The sequence below is a fragment of the Achromobacter sp. genome (assembly GCF_050285585.1).
GTDB lineage: Bacteria > Pseudomonadota > Gammaproteobacteria > Burkholderiales > Burkholderiaceae_B > Achromobacter.
The window spans coordinates 49810-71276 of record NZ_JBLZXF010000026.1 but is presented as its reverse complement, the minus strand read 5'-3'; the positions used below and the strand labels follow the sequence as shown (position 1 = coordinate 71276).

The window sequence follows — 21467 nt, the reverse complement described above, 5'->3', positions numbered from 1 at the left end:
GAGATAACCCTCATGCTATTGACCCTGCTTGGCTTCGGCATGGTGATCACGTTCATGACGCTGATCATGACCAAGCGGCTGTCGCCCCTGGTGGCGCTCATCCTTGTCCCCATTATTTTTGCCTTGCTGGGCGGCTTCGGGGCGGGCATCGACAAGATGATGCTGGACGGCATCCGCAAGATCGCTCCGACCGGCGTGATGCTGATGTTCGCCATCCTGTATTTCGGGGTCATGATCGACGCCGGCCTGTTCGATCCCATCGTCGGCCGCATCCTGCGGGCGGTGAAGGGCGACCCGCTGAAGATCGTGGTGGGCACGACCGTGCTGGCGCTGGTGATCTCGCTGGACGGCGACGGTTCGACGACCTACATGATCGTGGTGGCGTCGATGCTGCCGCTGTACCGCCGCTTGAAAATGAACGCCCTGTCCATGACCTGCCTGGCGATGCTGGCCAGCGGCGTCATGAACCTGACCCCGTGGGGCGGGCCCACCGCGCGCGCGGCCAGCGCGCTGCACGTGGAGGCGGGCGACATCTTCGTGCCCCTGGTGCCGGTGATGGGCGTGGCCATCGCGGCGATCCTGGCGCTGTCGTTCTTCCTGGGCCTGCGCGAACGCCGCCGCCTGGGCGTGCTGTCGCTGCCGGGCGGCGCGTCGCTGCACGCGGGCTACGACGAGGAGGGTCCCAAGACGCTGCCCGAGATCGAGGTCGACCAGGATCTGCGCCGGCCCAGGCTGCTGTGGGTGAACGCCGGGTTGACGCTGGCGCTCATGGTGAGCCTGATGCTGGGCGTGCTGCCGCTGCCGGTGCTGTTCATGATCGCCTTCGCGATCGCGCTGGTCATCAATTATCCCGATCTGGCCGAGCAGCGCCGCCGCGTGACGCAGCACGCCGGCAACGTGCTGTCCGTGGTGTCGCTGATTTTCGCGGCGGGCATCTTCACCGGCATCCTGTCGGGCACCGGCATGGTCGAGGCGATGTCGCGCAGCCTGCTGGCGGTGATCCCTGACGCGATGGGCCCGTACCTGGCCGGCATTACCGCGCTGGTCAGCCTGCCGTTCACTTTCTTCATGTCCAACGACGCCTTCTATTTCGGGGTGCTGCCGATCCTGAGCGAGGCGGCGCAGGGCTACGGCATTTCCGCGGTGGAGATGGCGCGGGCGTCGCTCGTGGGCCAGCCCGTGCACCTGCTGAGCCCGCTGGTGCCGTCGACCTACCTGCTGGTGGGGCTGGCCGGCGTCGACTTCGGCGACCATCAGCGCTATGCCCTGAAGTGGGCCACGATGGTCTGCCTGGTAATGCTCGCCGCGGCGCTTGCGTTCGGCCTATTCCCGCTTGTCGGGCAAACTTCCTGAGGACTGTTCATGGCGCTGCGCATTGCTTATGTCACCAGCGGGATGGGCCATACCGGCACCGCGATCTGCCAGGCGTTGCACCTCGCGGGGCACCGGGTGGTGGCGGGCTGCGGTCCGCGATCCACGCGCAAGACCCATTGGCTCAAGGAGCAGAAATCCCTGGGCTACGACTTCATCGCGTCAGAAGGCGACGCCACGGACTGGGCGTCCACGGAGGCGGCTTTCGCCAAGGTGCGGCGCGAGGTCGGCGAGATCGACGTGCTGGTCAACAATGCCGGCGCGATGCTCGACATGCGATTCCGGCAGATGAGCCACGCCGACTGGGCCGCCGTGCTGCGCAGCAACCTCGACACGCTCTTCAACAGCACCAAGCAGGTCGTCGACAGCATGGCGGACCGGGGCTGGGGCCGCATCATCAACATCGGTTCCGTCGCCGCGGAGAAGGGCCAGATCGGCCAGATCAACTACGCCACGGCCAAGGGCGCGGTCATCGGCTTCACTCGCTCGCTGGCGCAGGAAGTGGCGGCGCGCGGAGTCACGGTCAACCTGGTGTCGCCCGGCTTCATCGCCGACGACACCGTGAAGGCCTTTCCGCCGGCGCTGCTCGACCGCATCGTGGAGAGCGTGCCCGTGGGCCGGCTGGGCACCGCGCAGGACCTGGCCGGGCTGTGCGCCTGGCTGGCGTCCGACGCGGCCGCTTTCGTCACCGGCGCCAACTATGCGATCAACGGCGGCGTGTACATGGGCTGAGCGCCGGCGCGTCAGTTCTCCAGCTTGACCGCGCCGCTGTCCAGCAGCTTCTTCCACTTGGCGTTGTCCGCCCGGATGAAGGCCTGCAGGTCCGCGGGGGAGCCGCCGCCCGCGATCATGCCGGCGTTGTCGAGGGCGGCCTTGAATTCCGGCGCGCGGATGGCGGCCTGCAGCGCCTTGTTCACCTGCTCCAGCTGCGCGGCGGGCATGGCGTTGCCGGCCGCGACCGAGAACCATTGGGTCGCCGCATAGCCCTTGAATCCGGATTCCTCCACCGTCGGCACGCCGGGCAGACTGTCCAGGCGGTAGGGCGTGGTGACGGCGTAGGCTTTCAGCGTTCCGGTCTTGATCTGCGGCATGACCGGGGCCGACCCCAGGATGGCGAGCGGAATCTGTCCGCCCGCCACGTCCGCCACCGCCTGCCCGCCGCCCTTGTAGGGCACGTGCACGATGCGGGTGCCGGCGTACTGGTTCAATAATTCTCCAGCCAGGTTCTGCGACGTGCCGTTGCCGGAACTGCCGTAGCTCCAGGCTTCGGGCCGCTGCTTCGCGTCGTCCAGCACCGCCTGCAACGACGCGCGCGCCTGCTTCGCGGGGCCGACGATCACCATCGGGCCTTCGGCCATCAGGATCACGGGCGACAGCTCCCGGCCGATCTCGGGCTGGGGCGTGGGGTAGATCAGGGGCCCCGGCACGGTCAGCAGGTAGCCGTCGCCGGCCTTGCTGCGTGCCACCAGCTGCAGGGCGATGGCGCCCGCGGCGCCGGGACGATTCTCCACGACGACGCTCAGGCCGCTCTGCCGCGCCAGCTCCTGGGCGGCGATGCGGGTCAGGACGTCCGCGGTGCCGCCGGGCACGAAGCCGACCACCCACGTGATCTGCTTGGCGGGCCAGTCCAGTCTGGCGTCCGCCGCGCCGGCGGATGCGGATAGCGCGGCGCCCAGCAGCAGCGCGCCGCAACGGATAGCGAACTTCATTTCTTTCCCCTGGTATTTTTTATGTCGATCGGTCCGCCCGGCGTCAGTTGGGATCCAGCTTGCCCGGCGGGGTATTCGGGTGCGCAATGCACGATTGGTTGAACGCCTGCACCATTTTCAGGATGGGGCCCAGCACCCAGGTATTGAAGATCAGGATGTCGCTTTCCTCCTTGGGATCCTGTTTCAGGTTGAACAGGTAGGGGGATTCGAGCTTGCCCTTGCCTTCGTTGACCTCGGGTTCCCAGTAGAAGTGCAGCTTCCAGTCCCGCCATTTGACCGCGCGCAGGTCGTTCTTGATGTAGAACAGGAAGCCCTCGCGCTGCGACGCCGGGCTCGCGCCCGTGAAGAAATCGGTCTGGTCGATGCCGTCGATGGGCCGGTCCTGCGGGATGGGCGCGCCGCCGATCCGCGACAGCGTGGTGTAGAGGTCGGTGACGTGGACGATCTCGTTGGAAACCTGGCCCGGCGTCACCTTGCCGGGCCAGCGGATGATGAAAGGCACGCGCAGGCTGCCTTCCATGGCGGTGTGGTAGGTGCCGCTCCAGGGGCCTGCCGTGCCGCGGTAGGGCTTGCGGAACTCGGGGCCGTTGTCGCTGCAGAAAATGAAGACCGTATCGTCGCGCAGGCCCAGTTCGTCCACGGCCTGGGATATCTGTCCGACGCGGTGGTCCATTTCCACCATGGAATCCGCGAAGTCCCCCGCGCCGGTGCGCCCGGCGAAATCGGGGTGCGGCAGGGTGGGGAAATGCAGGTGCACCAGGGGCAGGTAAAGGAAAAACGGCCGGCTCGCCTGCGCGTGCTTGCGCATGAAGCCGATGGAACGGTCCACGAGTTCGGCGTCGATGCCGCGGCGGGCGTCCAGGTCGTAGACCTTGACGTTTTCCGAAGGCGCACCCGCCTGCCCCTGCATGATGTGCGGAATGTCGGCGACGGCGGGATCGAAGCCGATCGACGAGGTGAACTGGCTTTCGTCGGTCGTGCGGGGGATGCCGTACCACTCGTCGAAGCCGCGGTCCGACGGGTAGCGCCCGGGGATGTCGCCCAGGTGCCATTTGCCGTAGTGCGCGGTGGCGTAGCCCTGGGACGACAGCTGCTGCGCCAGGGTGATCTCGTCGCGCGCCAGCCCCTGCGGCAGCCCGGGAGGCACGGATTGCAGGCAGCCCGTGCGGATGGGATGGCGGCCGCTCATCAGGGCCGAGCGCGTGGGCACGCAGTCGCTTTCCACGTTGAAGTTCTGCAGCAGCAGGCCTTCCGTGGCAAGGCGGTCGATATGAGGCGTGGGGGCGCCGCGCAGGGCGCCGCCGCCGTAGCAGCCCAGTTCTCCCCATCCCAGGTTGTCGGCCACGATCAATACGATGTTGGGCTTCTTGTCCATGCGCTGCGCCTCGTGTGTTTCCTCGGGTTTATGCCGGGGATTCTAGGGGGGCGTTTACGGCGTAATATTCCTGAAAGTATGAATAACCATAAATACTGTTCATGAATCTATCGCTGCGCGACATTGAATACTTCCTGGCCGCGGTCGACCACCGCAACCTGGGCCGCGCCGCGGCTGCCTGCGAGATCAGCCAGCCGGCCCTGTCCAAGTCCCTGCAGCGGCTGGAGGCCGACACGGGCCTGGCGCTGCTGGACCGCAGCGGCCGGGGCCTGCGGCTGACCTCGGCGGGCCTGGTATTCCTGGAGCACGCCAGGAAACTCTGGGCGGAGTACCAGGACGCGGTCCGGCACGCGATGGAACTGCGCGTGGGCGAGGCGGGGCTGCTGCGCGTGGGCGCGACGGGCGCAACGGTGGACAGCTTCGTGATGTCTGCGTTGCGGCTGCTCTTGCCACGCCGGCCCGCCTTGCGCATCCAACTGACGCAGGGCCTGTCCGACGACCTGAACGAACAGGTGGCCAGCGGCAAGCTGGATCTCGCGGTCACCCCTCTTTATGCCGACGTGCCCGCCACCTTGCAGCAGGAGCCCATACTCGAAGACCGCTTGTGCGTGGCCGCGAGCCGCAGGCATCCGCTGGCCGCGCGCCGGAAACTGTCGCTGCGCGATCTGCAGGGCCAGCGCTGGATACTGCCCGCGCTCACGTCGGTCGCGCGCAAGGCGCTGGATGCGCGCTATGCGGAAGCCGGCCTGGACCTGCCGGCGGCCGCGCTGGAGGTCGAGCATTTCTCCAAAGGCACGCTGGAGCTCCTGGCGCGTTCGGATCTGCTGGCCGTTGCGCCGCAGAGCGCGCTGGGCGCGGACCGGAACATCGTGGTGCTGCCGGTCGCGCTGGGCAAGCCGCTACAACGCCACATTGCGCTGATCTCGCGCCATGCCGCGACCTGGTCGCCACTGATGAAGGAGTTCCGCGGCGCGATCCTGGACAGCGCAATGCGCGGCTAGCGGAATGCCGCCCATGCCAGGGTCAGCGAGAAAACGCCCAATACGACCGAAGCGCCGCGCTGTGCCTGCGCGGGGCTGATCCAGCGTATCTTTTCGTTGGCGAGCGATGCGCCGAATGCGATCCAGGCCAGCCCGATCGGCACCAGCAGGGTCGAGAAGAGCGCCATGGACGCCAGATAGACGGACAGGCTCCAGAATGCCGCCGGCGGGAAAATCGCGCTGGCGAAGAGCAGGCCCTTGGGATTGAGCAAGGTCGCCACGAACAGCGTGCGCATGCCGATGGCGTGCCGCGCCGCCGAAGGCACGGCGCGGGCGCTGCGCCACATGCGCACCGCCAGGAAGGCGATATAGATGCTGCTCGCAATGCGCGCGCCGGCGGGCAGCCATGGCGAGGAGCGAGCGGCGTGTTCGAGCACGCGTCCCCAGAGCGAGATCGATACGACATAGCCGGCAAGCTCCGCGCCCGCAAGCCGCGCCGAGCGCGCGAAACCCTGGCGCAGGCCGGCGGCGGCCAGCAAGGTATTGGTCGGGCCCGGCATGGCCAGGATGACGGCGATACCGGCGACGAACAAGCCTGCGGTGGTGGCGGTAAACATGCGGTGAAGGAGCGCTGTGGGGAGGGGCGTCTTTTAGCATGGGCGACGAACTTTTGCCGGCGGCGCCCCGGTCTTGAGGGCTCGATTCTTCGCGTTTTCAGCCTAGGGGAATTCCCTAGCGGCGGCTCGCCCAAGCTTGGCGCGGATCCAGCCGTGGCAACGCTTTCCGAGGAGATTCTAATAAAGGCAATACTTTTTTAAAAATATTGATATGGTTCGAATCCTCCCCGCTATCTAGAATCCGCCGCAAGTCGCGCCGCGCCCTGCCGCAGCGCGATGTCCGGGAACACGGCCAGGCACCGCACCGGGCCGCGGCACTACTAGACAAGGGGAATCAATGCTCTCGTACACATTGCGGCGGCTGCTCATGACGTTGCCCGTCATGCTGTTCGTCGCGCTGTTCGTATTCGGCCTGTTGGACCTGGCGCCGGGCGATCCGGCGGCGCTGCTGGCCGGAGAGGACGCCACGCCGCAGGACATCGCGCGCATCCGCGCGACGCTGGGCCTGGACCAGCCGTTCCTGCACCGTTTCGGCGAATGGGGCTGGAACGTGCTGCACGGGGACCTGGGCACGTCGCTGTTCACCGGGCTGCCGGTCAGCCACATGATCGGCCAGCGCCTGGTGCCGACCTTTTCGCTGATGGTGATGACGCTGATCGTGTCGGTGGCCGTGGCCATTCCGATCGGCGCGCTGGCGGCCTGGAAGCACAACCGCGTGCAGGACCGCGGCATCATGGTCCTGGCCGTATTCAGTTTTTCCGTGCCTTCCTTCGCGGTGGGCTATCTGCTGGCCTGGATCTTCGGCCTGCAATTGCGCTGGTTCCCGGTGCAGGGCTATGCGCCGCTGTCCGCCGGGTTCTGGGCGTCGGTGCACACCCTGGTGCTGCCGGCCCTGGCGCTGGGCAGCGTCTACGTGGCGCTGATCACGCGCATCACCCGGGCGACGCTGCTGGAAACGCTCAGCCAAGACTATGTGCGCACCGCCCGCGCCAAGGGCGTCGGCAACCGCGGCCTGCTGTTTCGTCATGCGCTGAAGAACGCGGCGGTGCCCATTATCACCGTGATCGGCAGCGGCGTGGCCCTGCTGATCAGCGGCACGGTCGTGACCGAGACCGTGTTCTCCATTCCCGGCCTGGGGCGCCTCGTGGTCGACGCCATCCTGCGGCGTGACTACCCCGTCATCCAGGGCGTGATCCTGCTGTTCAGCTTCATGTACGTGCTGGTCAACCTTCTGGTCGATCTGCTTTACCGCGCCTTTGACCCGAGGATCAAGTACTGATGAATACCTATACCGGCTTTCTCAAGCGGCATCCCACCACCGCCGTGGGCGGCGCGCTGCTGCTCCTGCTGTTCCTGGTGGCGCTGTGCGCGCCCTGGCTGGGCACGGTGGATCCGACGGCGCTGTCCCCCATCCACCGCACGCGCTCGCCGAACGCGCAATTCTGGTTCGGCACGGATCTGCTCGGGCGCGACGTGTACTCGCGGGTGATCTACGGCGCGCGCGTTTCGCTGATCGTGGGCTTCACGGTGGCGGCGCTGTCCACGGTCATCGGCGTGCTGATCGGCCTGGCGGCCGGCTTCGTGCGCTGGGTGGACGCGGTGGTGATGCGGATCATGGACGGCTTCATGTCGATCCCGACCATCCTGCTGGCCATCGCGCTGATCGCGCTGACCCGCGCGTCCCTGCAGAACGTGATCATCGCGATCACCATCGCGGAGGTGCCCCGCGTGGTGCGCCTGGTGCGCGGGCTGGTGCTGTCGCTGCGCGAGCAGCCCTACGTGGAGGCGGCGGTGGCCGCGGGCGCCAGCCGCGTGCGCATCGTGCTGCGGCACATTTTCCCGAACACGCTGGCCGCGCTGATGGTGCAAGCCACCTACATCTGCGGCGTGGCGATCCTGGCTGAGGCCAGCCTGTCCTTCATCGGCGCTGGCGTGCCGCCGTCGGTGCCGTCGTGGGGCAACATCATGGCCGAGGGGCGCGCGCTGTGGCAGATCAAGCCGCACCTGATCGCCTTCCCGGCGGTGTTCCTGTCCATCACGATCCTGGCGATCAACATGCTGGGCGACGGGCTGCGCGACGCGGTGGATCCGCGCATGGCCAAGAGGATCTGAACCATGGACACGACAATGACACAGAACCGTCGAGTGCTGGAGGTCGAAGACCTGTCGATCTCCTTCGGCCGCGGCGACAACGCGTTCCGCGCGGTCAAGTCCCTCAGCCTGCACGTGGACCGCGGCGAGACGCTGGCCATCGTGGGCGAATCCGGCTCGGGCAAGTCCGTGACCTCGCTGGCCGTCATGCGGCTGGTGGAGTTCGGCGGCGGCCGCATCGAGAGTGGCCGCATGACCTTCCATCGGGGGCCGGGAGAAACCGTGGACCTGGTCGCGGCTTCCGAGGACAGCATGCGCGCCATGCGCGGCAACGATCTCGGCATGATCTTCCAGGAGCCGATGACCTCGCTCAACCCGGTGTTCACGGTGGGCGCCCAGATCGTCGAGGCCATCCGGCTGCATCAGCCCGGCGACGCGAAGTCGGCGCGGGCCGCCGCCATGCGCATCCTGGACCAGGTCCGCATCCCGGACGCCGCCGCCATCATGGGGCGCTATCCGCACGAACTCTCGGGCGGCATGCGCCAGCGCGTGATGATCGCCATGGCGCTGTCCTGCAAGCCGGCGCTGCTCATCGCCGACGAGCCCACCACGGCGCTGGACGTCACGATCCAGGCGCAGATCCTGCAGCTGATCCGCGAACTGCAGCACGAGATGGACATGGGCGTCATTTTCATCACGCACGATATGGGCGTGGTGGCGGAGGTGGCCGACCGCGTCATGGTCATGCGCAAGGGCGACGTGGTCGAGAACAACGACGTGCAGGGCCTGTTCCAGGCGCCGCAGCATCCCTACACCCAGGCCCTGATGGCCGCCGTGCCGCGGCTGGGCGCCATGCGCGGCACCGCGCTGCCGGCGCGTTTCCCGCTGCTGTCGGGCGGCGGGGTGGAGCGGCCGCCCAAGCCGCCGGCAGCCGCCGCCAAGGACGAGGTGGTGCTGAGCGTGCGCGGCCTGGTGACGCGCTTCGACGTGCGCGGCGGCGTGTTCGCCCGCGTCAAGAAACGGGTGCATGCCGTGGAGCAGGTCAGCTTCGACCTGCACGCGGGCGAGACCCTGTCGCTGGTGGGCGAATCCGGCTGCGGCAAGACCTCGACGGGGCGTTCGCTGCTGCGGCTGGCCAAGACCACCCGGGGCACCATCGCATTCCAGGGCAAGCCCGTGAGCCAGGACGATCCGGCCTCGCTGCTGGCGCTGCGCCGGAACATGCAGTTCGTGTTCCAGGACCCCTTCGCATCGCTGAACCCGCGCATGCGGGTGGGCGATTGCGTGAAAGAGCCGATGCTGATCCACCGGCTGCACAGCGGCGCGCAGGCCGACCGGCGCGCGGCGGAACTGTTCGAGCGCGTGGGGCTGGATCCTTCGATGATGCGGCGCTGGCCGCACGAATTCTCGGGCGGCCAGCGCCAGCGCATCTGTATCGCGCGGGCGCTGTCGGTGGATCCCAAGGTGCTGATCGCCGACGAGTCGGTATCGGCGCTGGACGTGTCGATCCAGGCGCAGATCGTCAACCTGCTGATCGACCTGCAGCGCGACCTGGGCGTGAGCTACCTGTTCATTTCGCACGATATGGCGGTGGTGGAGCGCATCAGCCACCGGGTCGCGGTGATGTACCTCGGCCAGATCGTCGAAATCGGCCCGCGCCAGGCGATTTTCGAGAACCCGCAGCACGCCTATACGAAAAAGCTGATGCAGGCCGTTCCCATCGCGGATCCCGCGGCGCGTCGCCGCGCAGCGCTGGAACTCAGCGAACTTCCCAGCCCGGCGCGGGCGGTGGGCGACGAACCCGTCGTGCAGCCGCTGGTGCAGGTGGGCGAGGGGCATTTCGTGGCGCGGCACCGCATCGGCGGCGCGTACTGATTTTTCCTTTTTATCCCGGAGATGAAAAATGGATCGTAGGAATTTCCTGTTGGCTTCGTCCGCTTCGGCGGCCGCCTGGGCCTTGCCCGGCCTGTCGTGGGCCGCGCCCGCCAAGACCTCGTTCCGCTGGGTTCCCCAGGCGGACCTGACCCTGTTGGACCCGATGTTCACCACCGTGGCCATGACCCAGGTGCACGCCCAGCTGGTATTCGACACGCTCTACGGCCTGGACGAGCAGTACCAGCCCAGCCCCCAGATGGCCGCCGGCCACGTCAGCGAGAACGACGGCCTGCTGTGGAAAATCACGCTGCGCGACGGCCTGGTCTTCCATGACGGCGCGCCGGTGCGCGCGCAGGACGCGGTCGCCAGCATTCAGCGCTGGGCCAAGAAGGACCTGATGGGCCGTTCGCTGATGCAGGCGACCGAATCGCTGACCGCGCCGGACGACAAGACCATCCAGTTCCAGCTCAAGAAGCCCTTTCCGCTGATCCTGCACGCGCTGGGCCGGCAGTCGGGCAACATGGCCTGCATCATGCCCGAGCGCCTGGCGAAGCTGCCGGAGACCGAGGCCGTCAAGGAAATGGTCGGCAGCGGCCCCTTCACCTTCGCCTCCGGCAAATGGGTCTCCGGCTCGCGCGTGGTGTACGAGAAGTTCGCCGGCTACGTGCCGCGCAAGGACGGGAAGAAGCCGGTGTTCACGGCCGGCCCGAAGCTGGCGCACGTGGACGAAGTGCACTGGCACATCATCCCGGACCGCGCGACCGCGATCGCGGCCCTGCAGGCCAACGAGGTCGACGGCGTGGAGATGGTGGACAGCGACTTCCTGCCCATCCTGAGCCAGGATCCCAGCATCCGCCTGGTCAAGCGCAGCCTGCCCACCATCGGCGTGATGCGCTTCAACCACCTGCATGCGCCGTTCAACAACCCGGCGATCCGCCGCGCCGTGCTGAGCGCGGTCAACCAGACCGAGTACATGACGGCGATGAACGGCGCGGACTTTCCCGAGTACTGGAGCGACCGCTGCGGCGTGTTCGTCCCGGGTTCGCCCATGGACAGCGATGCCGGCATGGATAAACTCACCGGCAAGCGCGATCTCGACGCGGCCCGCGCGGCGATCAAGGCGGCCGGCTACAACGGCGAGACCGTGGTGCTGCTGGATCCGGTGGACTTCCCGACCTGGCACGCGGCGGCCCTGGTGACCGCCGACCTGTTCAAGCGCCTGGGTTTCAAGGTGGACGTGCAGACCATGGACTGGGGCACCGCCGTGCAGCGGCGCAACAACCAGGAAGCGCCCACCGCGGGCGGCTGGAGCGTGGCGTTTACCGGCAATACCGGCCCCAACAACCTGGACCCCGCCGGCCACCTGGCGCTGCGCGGCAACGGCAAGCAGGCGTGGTTCGGCTGGCCCACCAGCGAACGCCTCGAACAGCTGCGGCTGGATTGGTTCAACGCGGCCGACCTGGACGCCCAGAAGAAGATCTGCCGCGAGATCCAGCTGCAGGTATTCGAGGACGTGCCCTACATTCCGCTGGGCGCCAGCTATCCGGTCAGCGCGCTGCGCAGCAACTGGAAGGATTTCCAGCCGCAGATGTCGTTGTTCTACACCGTGCACAACGCCTGACCGAGGATTTCCGTATGAGCAGCAAGGCTCCGAAAGTAGCCATTCTGGGCTTCCATCTGGAATCCAACGCGTTTTGCCCGCCCTCGGTCGAGGCCGACTTCCTGGCGCAGTGCTGGGAGGAGGGCGAGGCGATCAGCGCGTTGGTCCAGGGCCCCAGCCGCCTGCCCAGCGAGGTGGCGGGGTTCTATGACCGCATGAACCAGCTGGGCGAGTGGACCCCGGCGCCGTTGATCGTGATCGGCGCGCCGCCGGGCGGTCCGGCCGGCGCCAGCGTGTGGGCCACCTTCCTGGCGCAGGTTGAGCGGCGCCTGCGGGCGGCCCTGCCGGTGGACGCGGTATACGTGGCCAACCATGGCGCCTCGTCGGCGGTGGGCGAGAACGATACCGAGGGCGTCCTGATGCGCCTGCTGCGGGAGATCGTCGGCCCCGACGTTCCCGTCGTGGCCACGCACGACCTGCACTGCAACGTCTCGGCCGAGACCGTGGCGGCGCTCGACGGCCTGATCGCCTACCGCACCAACCCGCACGTGGACCAGCGGGAGCGGGCGGCCGAAGCCGCGGACATGATCCACGAGATCCTGGGCGGCACCCGCATGGTCACCGCCTACGTGCGCCTGCCGCTGACGCCGCCGTCCGTGACACTGTCGACGGCCAGCGGGCCCTACGCCGATCTGGTGGCGCTGGGCGCCTCGCTGACGCAGAAGCCGGACGAAGGGCCGATCGCCAATGTGGCGGTATGCGCGGGCTTCGTTTTCTCCGATCTGCCGAAATGCGGCGTGACCATCACGGTCACCGCCCGCGGCGACCTCCAGGCGGCGCGCCGCAAGGCCTTGCAGGTGGCGCGCGCGGGCTGGGCCGATCGGGGCCGCTATGTGGCCAACACCGTCGAGGTGGCGCGCGCGGTCGAACTGGCGCGCGCCGCGTCCCGGCCGCTGCTGTTCGCCGACGTGGCGGACAATCCCGGCGGCGGCGGGCGGGGCAACACCACCTGGCTGCTCAAGGCGTTCGACGAAGCGCGCATCCCCGGCGTGGTGCTGGGGGTCTTCGTCGATCCGCAACTGGTGGAGCAGGCAACGGCGCTGGGCGTGGGGGCGGCGTTCGAAGCGGTGTTCAACCGGGTCGAAACCGAATACTCGCGGCGCTACGCGGCGCGGGCCCGGGTGTTGAAGCTGACGGACGGCGAAGGCATGGGCCGGCGCGGCATCCTGAGGGGGCGCAAGTTCTCGATGGGCGCCACCTGCCTGCTGGAGCTGGTCGATTCGGGCATGAAGGTCGTGGTGGGCAGCTTGCGCCGCCAATTGGCCGAACCCGCGATGCTGGAGATGCATGACATCGACATCGCGCGGGCGGGGCACCTGATCGTCAAGAGCCGCGGCCATTACCGGGCGGGCTTCGATGAGTTCTTCCCGGATGCGCGCATCCACGACGTCGATAGCCCGGGCCTGACCACGCCGAACCTGAAGCAGATCTCGTTCAAGGGCCTGCCCCGGCCCGTGTGGCCGCTGGACGACGCCGCGGCCTGGCGCGAGCCCGACTGGGCGGCCGAGCTCCAGGACTAGCCGGCCGGCCCGGCCCGCGCCGGCCTAGCGGGCGGCGTCGGGCCCCACCGCCGGCCAGGCCGGCTCGGCGTAGGCGGCGTCGATATGCGCGGCCAGCGCCTCGACGAAGCGGGTGACGCTGGGCGGCAGCTGGCGGCCGGCCATGGTCTGGATGTGCATATTGCGCTGGTGCAGGTCGGCGTTGGACATGGGGATCGCGATCAGCTCGCCGCGCTCGGTCGAGGTCATGACCGTCAGGTCTCCGGAAAAGCTGATCGCGCCCCAGCGCTGGCAACTGGTCTGGATCGCGCCCTGGTTATTGCAGGTCATCGCCACGTTGAGCTCGATCTTTTCGTGCATGCAGCACAGGTCGATGATGAAGCGTATCGTGCTGCCGGGGCCCATCAGCGCCACGGGGTGCTGGCCGATGTCCCGCATCGATAGCGTCTTGCGGCCAGCCAGCGGGTGGTCCGGCGCCATCACGGCGAAGACGGGCATGCGGCGCGCATACTGCACGTGCACCCCTTGCGGCGGAGAGAGGTTGTAGCTCATGCCGATATCGTCCTCGCCCTCGCGCACGCGCCGGTTGATTTCCGAGGATTGCAGGATGTTGAGCTCGAATCGCAGCGCCGGTTCGAGCGCGCGCATTTCACCGATCACGCGCGGCAACAGCTCGCGTCCGAAGGCCTGGTTGGCCGAGATGCGGATGAGCTTCTGGCCGATCTGGTTCAGGTCGCGTATTTCGGCGCGGGCGCGTTCGGCCTCCAGCGAGGCGCGGCGCGCATACGCTTTCAGAAGTTGGCCGGCTTCGGTCAGCACCATGCCGCGCGCATGGCGGTCGAACAACAGGATCTGGTGCTCTTCTTCCAGCTTGCGCACCATCCGGCTGACCGCCGAGGGCGCCACATGTAGTTTCTGCGCGGCGACGGTCAGCGAGCCGGAGTCCACGACTTCCAGGAAATAGCGCAGGGCAGTGTTGAGCATGGCGGCGGATAGTATTGCGGCGTGCCCATACTAACAGGCCCGGTTCATCCTCCCGGCACCAGGGTCTCCATGTGCTTGTTGAAGCGCTCGCCCTCGACCATCAGCCAGTCGCAGAACGTCTTCAGCAGCGGATCGTGGCGGCGTTCCTCGCGGATGATGATGAAGTAGCCTGGCGATTGCACGGTGAGCGGTCCGAATGGCGCCACCAGCCGCCCGTTTTCGATGTCGTCGGCCACCAGCGACGAGTAGCCGATGGTCATGCCCAGTCCGTCGAGCGCGGCCTGCAAGGCGAAATAAAGATGTTCCAGTTCCAGGGATTCGGCCGGCACGACCCGGCTGTGCTGGACGCTGGCGAGCCAGTCGTTCCAGGCGCTGCGCCGCGCGCGGCAGTGCAGGAAGGTGTGGCGCGACAGATCGGTGATGCGGGCTAGCGGCAGCCTTTGCAGCAGGCCGGGCGCGCATACGGGAAAGAAGCTCTCGTTCAGCACGCGGCGTTTGTAGAGGCCGGGCGCGGGCTCGGCCTCGCGCCGGATCACCACGTCCAGATTCGAGGGCAGGAGGCGAAAAGGCTCCAGCCCGGTGGAGATCTCCACTTCCACTTCCGGATACTGCTGCCGGAATCTCGCCAGGCGGGGGAACAGCCAGCGCATGGTGAAAGTGGGCAGCGCGTTGACACGCAGCACCTCCCGCGAGCGCAGGCTGCGCGAGGCCGAGGCGATGGCGTCAAGCGCCGGGCTGATGGTATCCAGGTACAGGCGCCCCTGGTCGGTGAGCTCGATCCGTTTGCCCAGGCGCCGGAACAGCTTCACGCCCAGCCAGTCTTCCAGCGCCTTGATCTGATGGCTGATCGCGCCATGAGTGACGGACAGTTCGTCCGCGGCCTGCGTAAAGCTCAGCTGGCGGCCGGCGGATTCGAAGGCGCGAATGGACGTCAATGGCGGCAGTCTGGGTTTCATTGTGAATTTGTCTCACAACAGTCGCGAAAAATGATGCCTGGCCTCGGCGCGTGCGCCGTGCTGGAATACGCCGAACGATTGCAGACCGGAAATGTCGGTGCTGGAGGCCGTGCCGGGAAGATCTGTGAATTTTACTCACTGGAGGGTGGCAGGCATGCTGCAGGGCAAGGTCATACTGGATCTGACGTGGGTGCTGGGCGGGCCGTTCGCCGGCCAACTGCTGGCGCAACTGGGCGCCGAGGTCGTCAAGGTGGAGCCGGTGAGCGGCGACTATGCCCGTTCGGTGCCTCCGGTGTCCGATACGCAGGATTCGCCTTTCTTCCTGTCGGTGAACCGCGGCAAGCGCAGCGTGGCGCTGGACCTGAAACACCCCCTGGGCCGCCAGGCCTTCCAGGACTTGGTGCGGGAAGCGGACGCGGTGATCTACGGTTTCGCATCCGACGTGCCGGCGCGGCTGGGCCTGGATCACGCGACCCTGGCCGCGATCAACCCCCGCATCGTGGTCGGCCAGCTGATCGGGCTGGACGATCAGGGGCCCTATGCGGGCGCGCCGGCCTTCGACCTGATGCTGCAGGCCATGTCCGGCCTGATGAGCATAACGGGGGAGCCGGGCGGCAAGCCGGTGCGGGTGGGCTATCAGGTAGCGGATCTGGCCGGCGGGCTTTATCTGGCGCTGGGGGTGGCGGCGGGCCTGGCGCAGGCGCAGGCCACCGGCGCCGGAGAACGCGTCCAGGTGTCGCTGTTCGACGCGCAGATGGCCATGCTGACCTGGCAGGCGCAGGGCTATCTGCAAGGAGGCCCCGCGCCGCGCGCCAGCGGCGCGCGGCATGCCATGATCGCGCCCAGCGATATCTATCGCACGTCGGACGGGCGCTGGATCGCGCTGGCGCCGACCGGCGACGCGTTCTGGCAGGCCCTGTGCGCCGCGATCGGGTTGCCCGCTTTGGCCACGGATGCCCGCTACGCCACGCCGGCGGCGCGGGTCGCCAATGTGGAAGCCCTGACCGAGGACCTGGCCGGCGCCATCGGCGGGCGCACGGCGCGGGAATGGTTGGACATCTTCGAGGCCCGGCGGGTGCCCGCTGCGCTTGTGCTGGGCGTGGACGAGGCGCTGGCGCATCCGCTGGCCGCGTCGCGCGGCATGGTGGAGGCTGTGGCCCGGCCGCAAGGCGGCGAGCCCGTGCCGATGTTGGGCAACCCCTTCAAATTCGCCGGCCAGCCGCAACTGGGCTACCCGCCCGCATTGGGCGAGGATACGGAGGCGCTGTTGCGCGGCATGGCGGGCTATGACGATGACAGGCTGGCCGCCTTGCGGGCGGCCGGCGTGATCCGCGCGCGCGCCGCGGCGGCGGGAGCGGCGCGATGACCGGCAGACAGGACGATCGCGATGCCGGGTTGGGCGAGGACGCGCGCGCCTTGTTGCGCGGCGTCGCGGCATTCGCGCACAGCGAGCTGGGGCCCTTGGCTGCGGCGGGCTGCGGCGAACAGCCCTGGGCCGGCGACCTGATCCGGCAGGCGTGCCGGCGGGGCTATGCGGGGATCGAGGTTCCGGCGGGCGAGGGCGGGCTGGGCCTGCCCTATCGCATGCGCGCCAGGGTGGCGGAAACCCTGGCGGCGGCGGATTTCGCGTTCGCCTTCGCCTTCATCAACCAGCACAACGTGGCGCTGCGCATCGCCGAGCACGGCAGCGCGGCGGCGCGCGCGCGCTATTTGCCCGGCCTGTTGACGGGAGCGCTCATCGGCGGCACCGCCATGTCGGAACCGCGCGCCGGCAGCGATTTCGCCGCCATCGCCACGCGGGCGCGGCGCAGCGAAGGCGCGGGCTGGATCCTGGACGGCGAGAAGGCCTGGGTGGCCAACGCCGCGGGCGGCGAACTGGCGCTGGTGTTCGCGCAGACGGATCCCGCGCGCGGACCGGCGGGTATCGCCTGCTTCATCGTCGACCTGCGGGCGCCACAATGCGAGCGGGTGGCGGGCGCGCCGCTCGAAGGCCTGGGCGCGGCGGGCATCGCCGGCATCCGCCTGACGGGCTATCGGGCCGAGGAAAGCGACGTGCTTTACGCGCCGGGCCAGGGATTCGCCATGGCGCTGGCTGGCGTGAACAAGGCGCGCACGCACATCGCCGCGATGGCCGCGGGCCTGCTCGACAGCGCGCTGCGGCTTGCGGTGCGCCACGCTTCGACGCGGCAGGCTTTCGGCCGCCCGATCATCGAGCAGCAGGGCTTGCGCTGGTCGCTCGCGGACGTGTCGATGCGTTTGCAGATACTGCGGATGCTGGCGGACCGCGCCGCGGGCCTGATCGACGCGGGATCCGACGAAGCCGTGCCCGCGGCCGCCATGGCCAAGAAATACGCCGGGGAAGAATGCCTGGACGCCGTGTCCGCGTGCGTACAGGTCCTGGGCGCGGGCGGATTGCTGCCGGCCCACGGCATGGCGCGGCGGCTGCTGGCGGCCAAGGCGCTGTGTTTCGCCGACGGAACCACGGAAATGATGAACGAGCGCATCGCGGCGGGGCTGGCCGCGCGGTTCGCCACGGCGCCGCAGGCCACCGCGCCGGGCGTCTCTGTCGATGGGGAGAGAGGAGTGCAGTATCGGGCATTGAAATTGACGCGAGGAGAGGACGGCGCCACGCAGGCCCGGCTGGAGCAGATCGCCGAGGACGAGCTTCCCGACGGCGAGGTATTGGTGGACGTGGCGTATTCGTCGCTGAACTACAAGGATGCGCTGGCGATCACAGGAAAGTCGCCCGTGGTGCGCAGTTTTCCCATGGTGCCGGGCATCGATTTCGCGGGCACGGTGCGCCATAGCGCCGATCCGCGCTTCAAGCCGGGCGATGCCGTGCTGCTCAACGGCTGGGGCCTGGGAGAAACCCGCTGGGGCGGCCTGGCGCAGGCCGCGCGCGTGCCCGCCGACTGGCTGCTGCGCCTGCCCGCGGGCATGGACCCGCGCCGGGCCATGGCCATCGGCACGGCCGGCTATACCGCCATGCTCTGCGTAATGGCGCTGGAGCGCCACAACGCCACGCCCGAGGGCGGGCCGGTGCTGGTCACCGGGGCCAACGGCGGCGTCGGCACGGTCGCCATCGCGCTGCTCGCGGGCAGGGGCTACACGGTTACGGCCAGCACCGGACGTCCGCAGGAGGCGGACTATCTGCGCGGTCTCGGCGCCAGCGGCATCCTGGACCGCGCCACGCTGTCGGGTCCGGGCAAGCCGCTGCAGAAGGAGGCATGGGCGGCGGCGGTCGATTGCGTAGGCAGCCACACGCTGGCCAATGTGCTGGCCGGCATGCGCTACGGCGCGCCGGTAGCGGCCTGCGGGCTCGCCCAGGGCATGGACCTGCCCGCGACCGTGGCGCCGTTCATCCTCCGCGGCGTGACGCTGGTCGGCGTGGACAGCGTCTACGCGCCCATGGGGCTGCGCGCCGAGGCGTGGCGCAGGCTGGCCGATGAGCTGCCCCAAGGCATGCTGGAAGCCAACACGCGCGAGCTGGGGCTGTCGGAGATCGCCGCGGCCGCCGTGCCGCTGCTGGACGGCAGGATACGAGGCCGCATCGTCGTCGACGTGAATCGTTAGCGGCCGCCGAACCGAAAGGGCCGCAGCATAGCGGCCCGCATACCACCACCAAAGGAGACTGGGCATGATGAAGCAACGATGGCGTTCCGTCATCGCTGCGGCGGCGCTTTGCGCCGCCGCGGGGGCGGCATGGGGACAGGGATATCCGGACAGGCCGGTGAGGCTGATCGTGCCGTTTCCACCGGGCGGTTCGGTGGACTACGTGGCGCGCAATATCGCCCCGGTGCTGTCGCAGAAACTGGGGCAGACGGTGGTGGTGGACAACAAGGGAGGCGCGTCGGGCACCATCGGCACGGCGGAATTGGCGCGCGCGCCGGCCGACGGCTATACGCTGATGCTGGCCTTCGACTCGCACGCGGTCAATGGTTCGCTGTACAAGAACCTGCAATACGACACGATCAAGTCATTCGACTACATCAGCCTGATCGGCACCATGCCCGCAGTGCTGTTGACGGCCAAGAAAACGGGCATCACCACCTTGCAGCAATTCCTGGACTATGCGCGCGCGCATCCGGGGCAGGTGAATTACGGTTCGTCCGGCGTGGGCGGCTCCAATCACCTCAACCTGGCGGCGCTCGCCGCCCGCACGGACATCAAAGTGACGCACGTGCCTTACCGCGGGGGCGGGCCGATGTTCAATGCGATCCTGGGCGGCGAGGTGGACGTGGTGATTGCCAGCCTGCCCACCATCGTCGGCTTCGTGCAGGGCGGCCGGCTGAATGCGCTGGCGATCGGTTCGGCGAAACCGGCTCCCGCGTTGCCGGACGTTCCGCCCATCGCCGAGCGGGTGCCGGGTTTCGAAGCCTATTCCTGGGTCGGCATGCTGGCGCCGGCGGGCCTGCCGCCCGACGTGCGCCAGCGCGTGCAGCAGGCTCTGCGCGACACGCTCGCAACGCCTCAGGTCAAGAACGGCATGGAGCAAGGCGGCTTCAACATCGTCTCCAGCACGCCCGAGGAGTTCCAGCGGCGCGTGCAGGCCGAATCGAAGCGCTGGGACAAGCTCATACGCGACACGGGGATCAAGATCGAGTGATTCCTCGCTTGGCGGCGGGCTCGCGCCCGGGAGCCCGCCATCCTGGCGCAAGCGCTCCCGCCGCCGCCCGCCGCCGCCCGCCGCGTCAGCCCTTGAGCCCCAGGCGCTTTGCCAGCTTGTGCAGGTTGCTGGGGTCCACCTCGAGGGCGCGCGCGGCGACGGCCCAGTTGCCCTGGTGCGCCGCCAGGGCGCGGCGGATCGCCTGGCGCTGGCAGGCGTCCACCGCGTCGCGCAGCGCCAGGGTGGGGCCCGCGGGCTCGGGCGCGTCGATGTCTTCGTCGGGCCCGGCCACCTCCATGCCTCCGTCGGACAGGTCCAGCAGCTTGGCGCCCAGCGTAACGATTTCGTTGCGGCTGGCGCCGTGGCTGACGGCCTTGATGGCCGCGCGGCTGATGACGTGCTCCAGTTCGCGCACGTTTCCGGGCCAGCGATAGCGGCGCAGCATTTCCTCGGCTTCCGGGGACAGCCTCAGACTGCGCAGCCCCAGGCGAGCGCGGTTCAACTCCAGGTAGCGGCCAGCCAGCAGCAGCACGTCGTTGCCGCGGTCGCGCAGCGGCGGGATCGGGATCGGGTAGACGGACAGGCGGTGATAGAGGTCGGCGCGGAAATCGCCCGCGCGGACCAGATCCCGCAGGCTGCGGTTGGTGGCGGCCACGATGCGCACGTCCACCCTGCGCGGCCGGTCGTCGCCCAGCCGCTGGATTTCGCCGTTCTGCAAGGTGCGCAACAGCTTGGCCTGCACCAGCAGCGGCAGCTCTCCCACTTCGTCCAGGAACAGCGTGCCGCCGTTGGCGGCCTCGAAGCGGCCCGGGCGGTCGGTGACCGCTCCCGAGAAAGCGCCCTTGGCATGGCCAAACAGTTCGCTTTCGGCCAGCGACTCGGGCAGCGCGGCGCAGTTCACGTGCACCAGCGGCTTGTCGCGGCGGCGCGAAAGACGATGCACGCGATGCGCGAACAACTCCTTGCCCACGCCGGTTTCGCCCAGCAGCAGGATGGGCAGTTCGGAATCGGCCACCACCTCGATCTCGTGCAGCAGCCGGCCGATGGATTCGCTCTGCCCGAGGATGTCGTTGCTGTCGGGGGCGGCGCTGTCCGCCGGCTCGGCGCCGCGCGCCACGCGCAGCGCGCGGATCTCGGCCTCCAGCCGCGTGGTCCGCAGCGCCGCTTCCAGCACCACGATGTAGTCGCGCAGGTCGGATTGGGCTTGCGCGTCGAAGGTGCCGACTTCCAGCGCATCCAGGGTCAGCACGCCCCAGGGCCTGCCCTCGACGTGCAGGCTGGTGCCCATGCAATCGTGCACCGGCAGCGGTTCGCCCGCCATGCCGTTGATCAGCCCGTCGTAGGGATCGGGCAAGGTGCTGTCGTGATGGAAGCAGGTGACGCCGCGCCGGGCCAGGATGGCCGCCAGCCGCGGGTGATGCTGCACGGCGAAGCGGCGTCCGAGGGCGTCCTGCGTCAGGCCGTCCACCGCGACGGGGCGCAGGTGGTCTTCTTCCAGTTGCAGCAGCGCCACGGCGCCGCAGCGGAAATGCGTGCGCAGGCTGGAGAGCAGCCGTTGCAGGCGGACGGCGGGGGGAAGGTCCACGACCAGATCGGCGAGCAGGAGATTTTGCATGGGGTGAATTCTACCGCCAGAAGGTGAATATGACCGCGACCGGCAAGGGTGCTATTTACCATTTAATTTGCAGGTGTTTGATAAATCACAAGTTTTTTCTGGCATGGATTTCGCTCTAGTCCAGGTACC

Annotated in this window: 17 protein-coding genes and 1 pseudogene; 12 read left to right on the top strand and 6 right to left on the bottom strand. The window is 68.4% G+C overall.

All coding sequences use genetic code 11. From position 1 onward, the window contains the following. Positions 1-12: 12 nt before the first annotated feature. Both ACN6PJ_RS24600 and ACN6PJ_RS24595 read left to right on the top strand, forming a co-directional pair. Positions 13-1353, top strand: coding sequence for a CitMHS family transporter (locus ACN6PJ_RS24600; RefSeq protein WP_427998412.1), 1341 nt, complete (start codon positions 13-15; stop codon positions 1351-1353). Positions 1354-1362: 9 nt separating this feature from the next. Further along, the gene (locus tag ACN6PJ_RS24595) at positions 1363-2103 is read left to right on the top strand and encodes an SDR family oxidoreductase (protein ID WP_427998408.1); all 741 of its coding nucleotides are present in this window, start codon (positions 1363-1365) and stop codon (positions 2101-2103) included. An 11-nt stretch (positions 2104-2114) separates the two neighbouring features. On the opposite strand, the gene ACN6PJ_RS24590 is transcribed toward ACN6PJ_RS24595, so the two are convergent. Next, the gene (locus tag ACN6PJ_RS24590; protein ID WP_427998407.1) at positions 2115-3080 is read right to left on the bottom strand and encodes a tripartite tricarboxylate transporter substrate-binding protein; all 966 of its coding nucleotides are present in this window, start codon (positions 3078-3080) and stop codon (positions 2115-2117) included. A 43-nt stretch (positions 3081-3123) separates the two neighbouring features. Further along, positions 3124-4455, bottom strand: coding sequence for an arylsulfatase (locus tag ACN6PJ_RS24585; protein WP_427998406.1), 1332 nt, complete (start codon positions 4453-4455; stop codon positions 3124-3126). Between the two features lie 101 nt (positions 4456-4556). On the opposite strand from ACN6PJ_RS24585, the gene ACN6PJ_RS24580 reads away from it, so the two are divergent. Beyond that, entirely contained in the window at positions 4557-5456 is a 900-nt protein-coding gene (locus ACN6PJ_RS24580) for a LysR family transcriptional regulator (protein ID WP_427998405.1), read from the top strand. Here ACN6PJ_RS24580 and ACN6PJ_RS24575 read toward each other — a convergent pair. Continuing rightward, on the bottom strand, positions 5453-6052 hold the full coding sequence (locus tag ACN6PJ_RS24575) for a LysE family translocator (protein ID WP_427998404.1): 600 nt from the start codon (positions 6050-6052) through the stop codon (positions 5453-5455). The two genes, ACN6PJ_RS24580 and ACN6PJ_RS24575, sit on opposite strands and share 4 nt — an antisense overlap. A 337-nt stretch (positions 6053-6389) precedes the next feature. Here ACN6PJ_RS24575 and ACN6PJ_RS24570 point away from each other — a divergent pair, with 337 nt between their 5' ends. The 5 genes from ACN6PJ_RS24570 to ACN6PJ_RS24550 are packed head-to-tail and all read left to right on the top strand — an operon-like array spanning position 6390 to position 13198. Next, positions 6390-7331 carry an ABC transporter permease gene (locus ACN6PJ_RS24570; protein WP_427998403.1) on the top strand — a complete coding sequence of 314 codons (942 nt, stop codon included), beginning with the start codon at positions 6390-6392 and terminating at the stop codon, positions 7329-7331. Then, positions 7331-8164 (top strand): ABC transporter permease, encoded by an 834-nt coding sequence (locus ACN6PJ_RS24565; RefSeq protein ID WP_062679589.1) that lies wholly within the window; start codon positions 7331-7333, stop codon positions 8162-8164. The genes ACN6PJ_RS24570 and ACN6PJ_RS24565 overlap by 1 nt, the downstream gene beginning before the upstream one ends. A 3-nt stretch (positions 8165-8167) precedes the next feature. Further along, complete coding sequence (locus ACN6PJ_RS24560) at positions 8168-10018, top strand: dipeptide ABC transporter ATP-binding protein (protein ID WP_427998402.1); 1851 nt, start codon at positions 8168-8170, stop codon at positions 10016-10018. 28 nt (positions 10019-10046) lie between these two features. Next, on the top strand, positions 10047-11639 hold the full coding sequence (locus ACN6PJ_RS24555) for an ABC transporter substrate-binding protein (protein WP_427998401.1): 1593 nt from the start codon (positions 10047-10049) through the stop codon (positions 11637-11639). A gap of 14 nt (positions 11640-11653) precedes the next feature. Then, positions 11654-13198, top strand: coding sequence for a M81 family metallopeptidase (locus ACN6PJ_RS24550; protein ID WP_427998400.1), 1545 nt, complete (start codon positions 11654-11656; stop codon positions 13196-13198). Positions 13199-13222: 24 nt separating this feature from the next. Here ACN6PJ_RS24550 and ACN6PJ_RS24545 read toward each other — a convergent pair whose 3' ends face one another. After that, entirely contained in the window at positions 13223-14161 is a 939-nt protein-coding gene (locus ACN6PJ_RS24545; RefSeq protein ID WP_427998399.1) for a LysR family transcriptional regulator, read from the bottom strand. 44 nt (positions 14162-14205) lie between these two features. Continuing rightward, on the bottom strand, positions 14206-15117 hold the full coding sequence (gene gcvA, locus ACN6PJ_RS24540; protein ID WP_427998398.1) for a transcriptional regulator GcvA: 912 nt from the start codon (positions 15115-15117) through the stop codon (positions 14206-14208). Positions 15118-15241: 124 nt separating this feature from the next. Between gcvA and ACN6PJ_RS24535 the strand changes: the two genes are divergently transcribed. The 4 genes and pseudogenes from ACN6PJ_RS24535 (at position 15242) to ACN6PJ_RS24520 (ending at position 19723) form a co-directional block, all read left to right on the top strand. After that, the gene (locus tag ACN6PJ_RS24535) at positions 15242-16483 is read left to right on the top strand and encodes a CaiB/BaiF CoA transferase family protein (RefSeq protein WP_427998397.1); all 1242 of its coding nucleotides are present in this window, start codon (positions 15242-15244) and stop codon (positions 16481-16483) included. Further along, positions 16480-17622 (top strand): annotated as a pseudogene (locus ACN6PJ_RS24530) (acyl-CoA dehydrogenase family protein); the annotation flags it as partial. The gene ACN6PJ_RS24535 and the pseudogene ACN6PJ_RS24530, both read left to right, overlap by 4 nt. Positions 17623-17721: 99 nt before the next feature. Beyond that, complete coding sequence (locus ACN6PJ_RS24525) at positions 17722-18690, top strand: MDR family oxidoreductase (RefSeq protein WP_427998411.1); 969 nt, start codon at positions 17722-17724, stop codon at positions 18688-18690. Between the two features lie 64 nt (positions 18691-18754). Next, positions 18755-19723: a tripartite tricarboxylate transporter substrate binding protein gene (locus ACN6PJ_RS24520; RefSeq protein WP_427998396.1), complete on the top strand. Its 969-nt coding sequence runs from the start codon at positions 18755-18757 to the stop codon at positions 19721-19723. An 85-nt stretch (positions 19724-19808) separates the two neighbouring features. Here the strand turns inward: ACN6PJ_RS24520 and norR are convergent, their stop codons facing one another. Beyond that, complete coding sequence (gene norR, locus ACN6PJ_RS24515) at positions 19809-21338, bottom strand: nitric oxide reductase transcriptional regulator NorR (RefSeq protein ID WP_427998395.1); 1530 nt, start codon at positions 21336-21338, stop codon at positions 19809-19811. Positions 21339-21467 lie beyond the last annotated feature (129 nt).

What these genes read in the sequence shown, in the direction of transcription:
- norR (WP_427998395.1), bottom strand. Translation starts at nt 21,338, where the DNA reads ATGCAAAATCTCCTGCTCGCCGATCTGGTCGTGGACCTTCCCCCCGCC.
- ACN6PJ_RS24520 (WP_427998396.1), top strand. Translation starts at nt 18,755, where the DNA reads ATGATGAAGCAACGATGGCGTTCCGTCATCGCTGCGGCGGCGCTTTGC.
- ACN6PJ_RS24580 (WP_427998405.1), top strand. Translation starts at nt 4,557, where the DNA reads ATGAATCTATCGCTGCGCGACATTGAATACTTCCTGGCCGCGGTCGAC.
- ACN6PJ_RS24570 (WP_427998403.1), top strand. Translation starts at nt 6,390, where the DNA reads ATGCTCTCGTACACATTGCGGCGGCTGCTCATGACGTTGCCCGTCATG.
- ACN6PJ_RS24555 (WP_427998401.1), top strand. Translation starts at nt 10,047, where the DNA reads ATGGATCGTAGGAATTTCCTGTTGGCTTCGTCCGCTTCGGCGGCCGCC.
- ACN6PJ_RS24545 (WP_427998399.1), bottom strand. Translation starts at nt 14,161, where the DNA reads ATGCTCAACACTGCCCTGCGCTATTTCCTGGAAGTCGTGGACTCCGGC.
- gcvA (WP_427998398.1), bottom strand. Translation starts at nt 15,117, where the DNA reads ATGAAACCCAGACTGCCGCCATTGACGTCCATTCGCGCCTTCGAATCC.
- ACN6PJ_RS24590 (WP_427998407.1), bottom strand. Translation starts at nt 3,080, where the DNA reads ATGAAGTTCGCTATCCGTTGCGGCGCGCTGCTGCTGGGCGCCGCGCTA.
- ACN6PJ_RS24550 (WP_427998400.1), top strand. Translation starts at nt 11,654, where the DNA reads ATGAGCAGCAAGGCTCCGAAAGTAGCCATTCTGGGCTTCCATCTGGAA.
- ACN6PJ_RS24560 (WP_427998402.1), top strand. Translation starts at nt 8,168, where the DNA reads ATGGACACGACAATGACACAGAACCGTCGAGTGCTGGAGGTCGAAGAC.
- ACN6PJ_RS24565 (WP_062679589.1), top strand. Translation starts at nt 7,331, where the DNA reads ATGAATACCTATACCGGCTTTCTCAAGCGGCATCCCACCACCGCCGTG.
- ACN6PJ_RS24595 (WP_427998408.1), top strand. Translation starts at nt 1,363, where the DNA reads ATGGCGCTGCGCATTGCTTATGTCACCAGCGGGATGGGCCATACCGGC.
- ACN6PJ_RS24600 (WP_427998412.1), top strand. Translation starts at nt 13, where the DNA reads ATGCTATTGACCCTGCTTGGCTTCGGCATGGTGATCACGTTCATGACG.
- ACN6PJ_RS24585 (WP_427998406.1), bottom strand. Translation starts at nt 4,455, where the DNA reads ATGGACAAGAAGCCCAACATCGTATTGATCGTGGCCGACAACCTGGGA.
- ACN6PJ_RS24575 (WP_427998404.1), bottom strand. Translation starts at nt 6,052, where the DNA reads ATGTTTACCGCCACCACCGCAGGCTTGTTCGTCGCCGGTATCGCCGTC.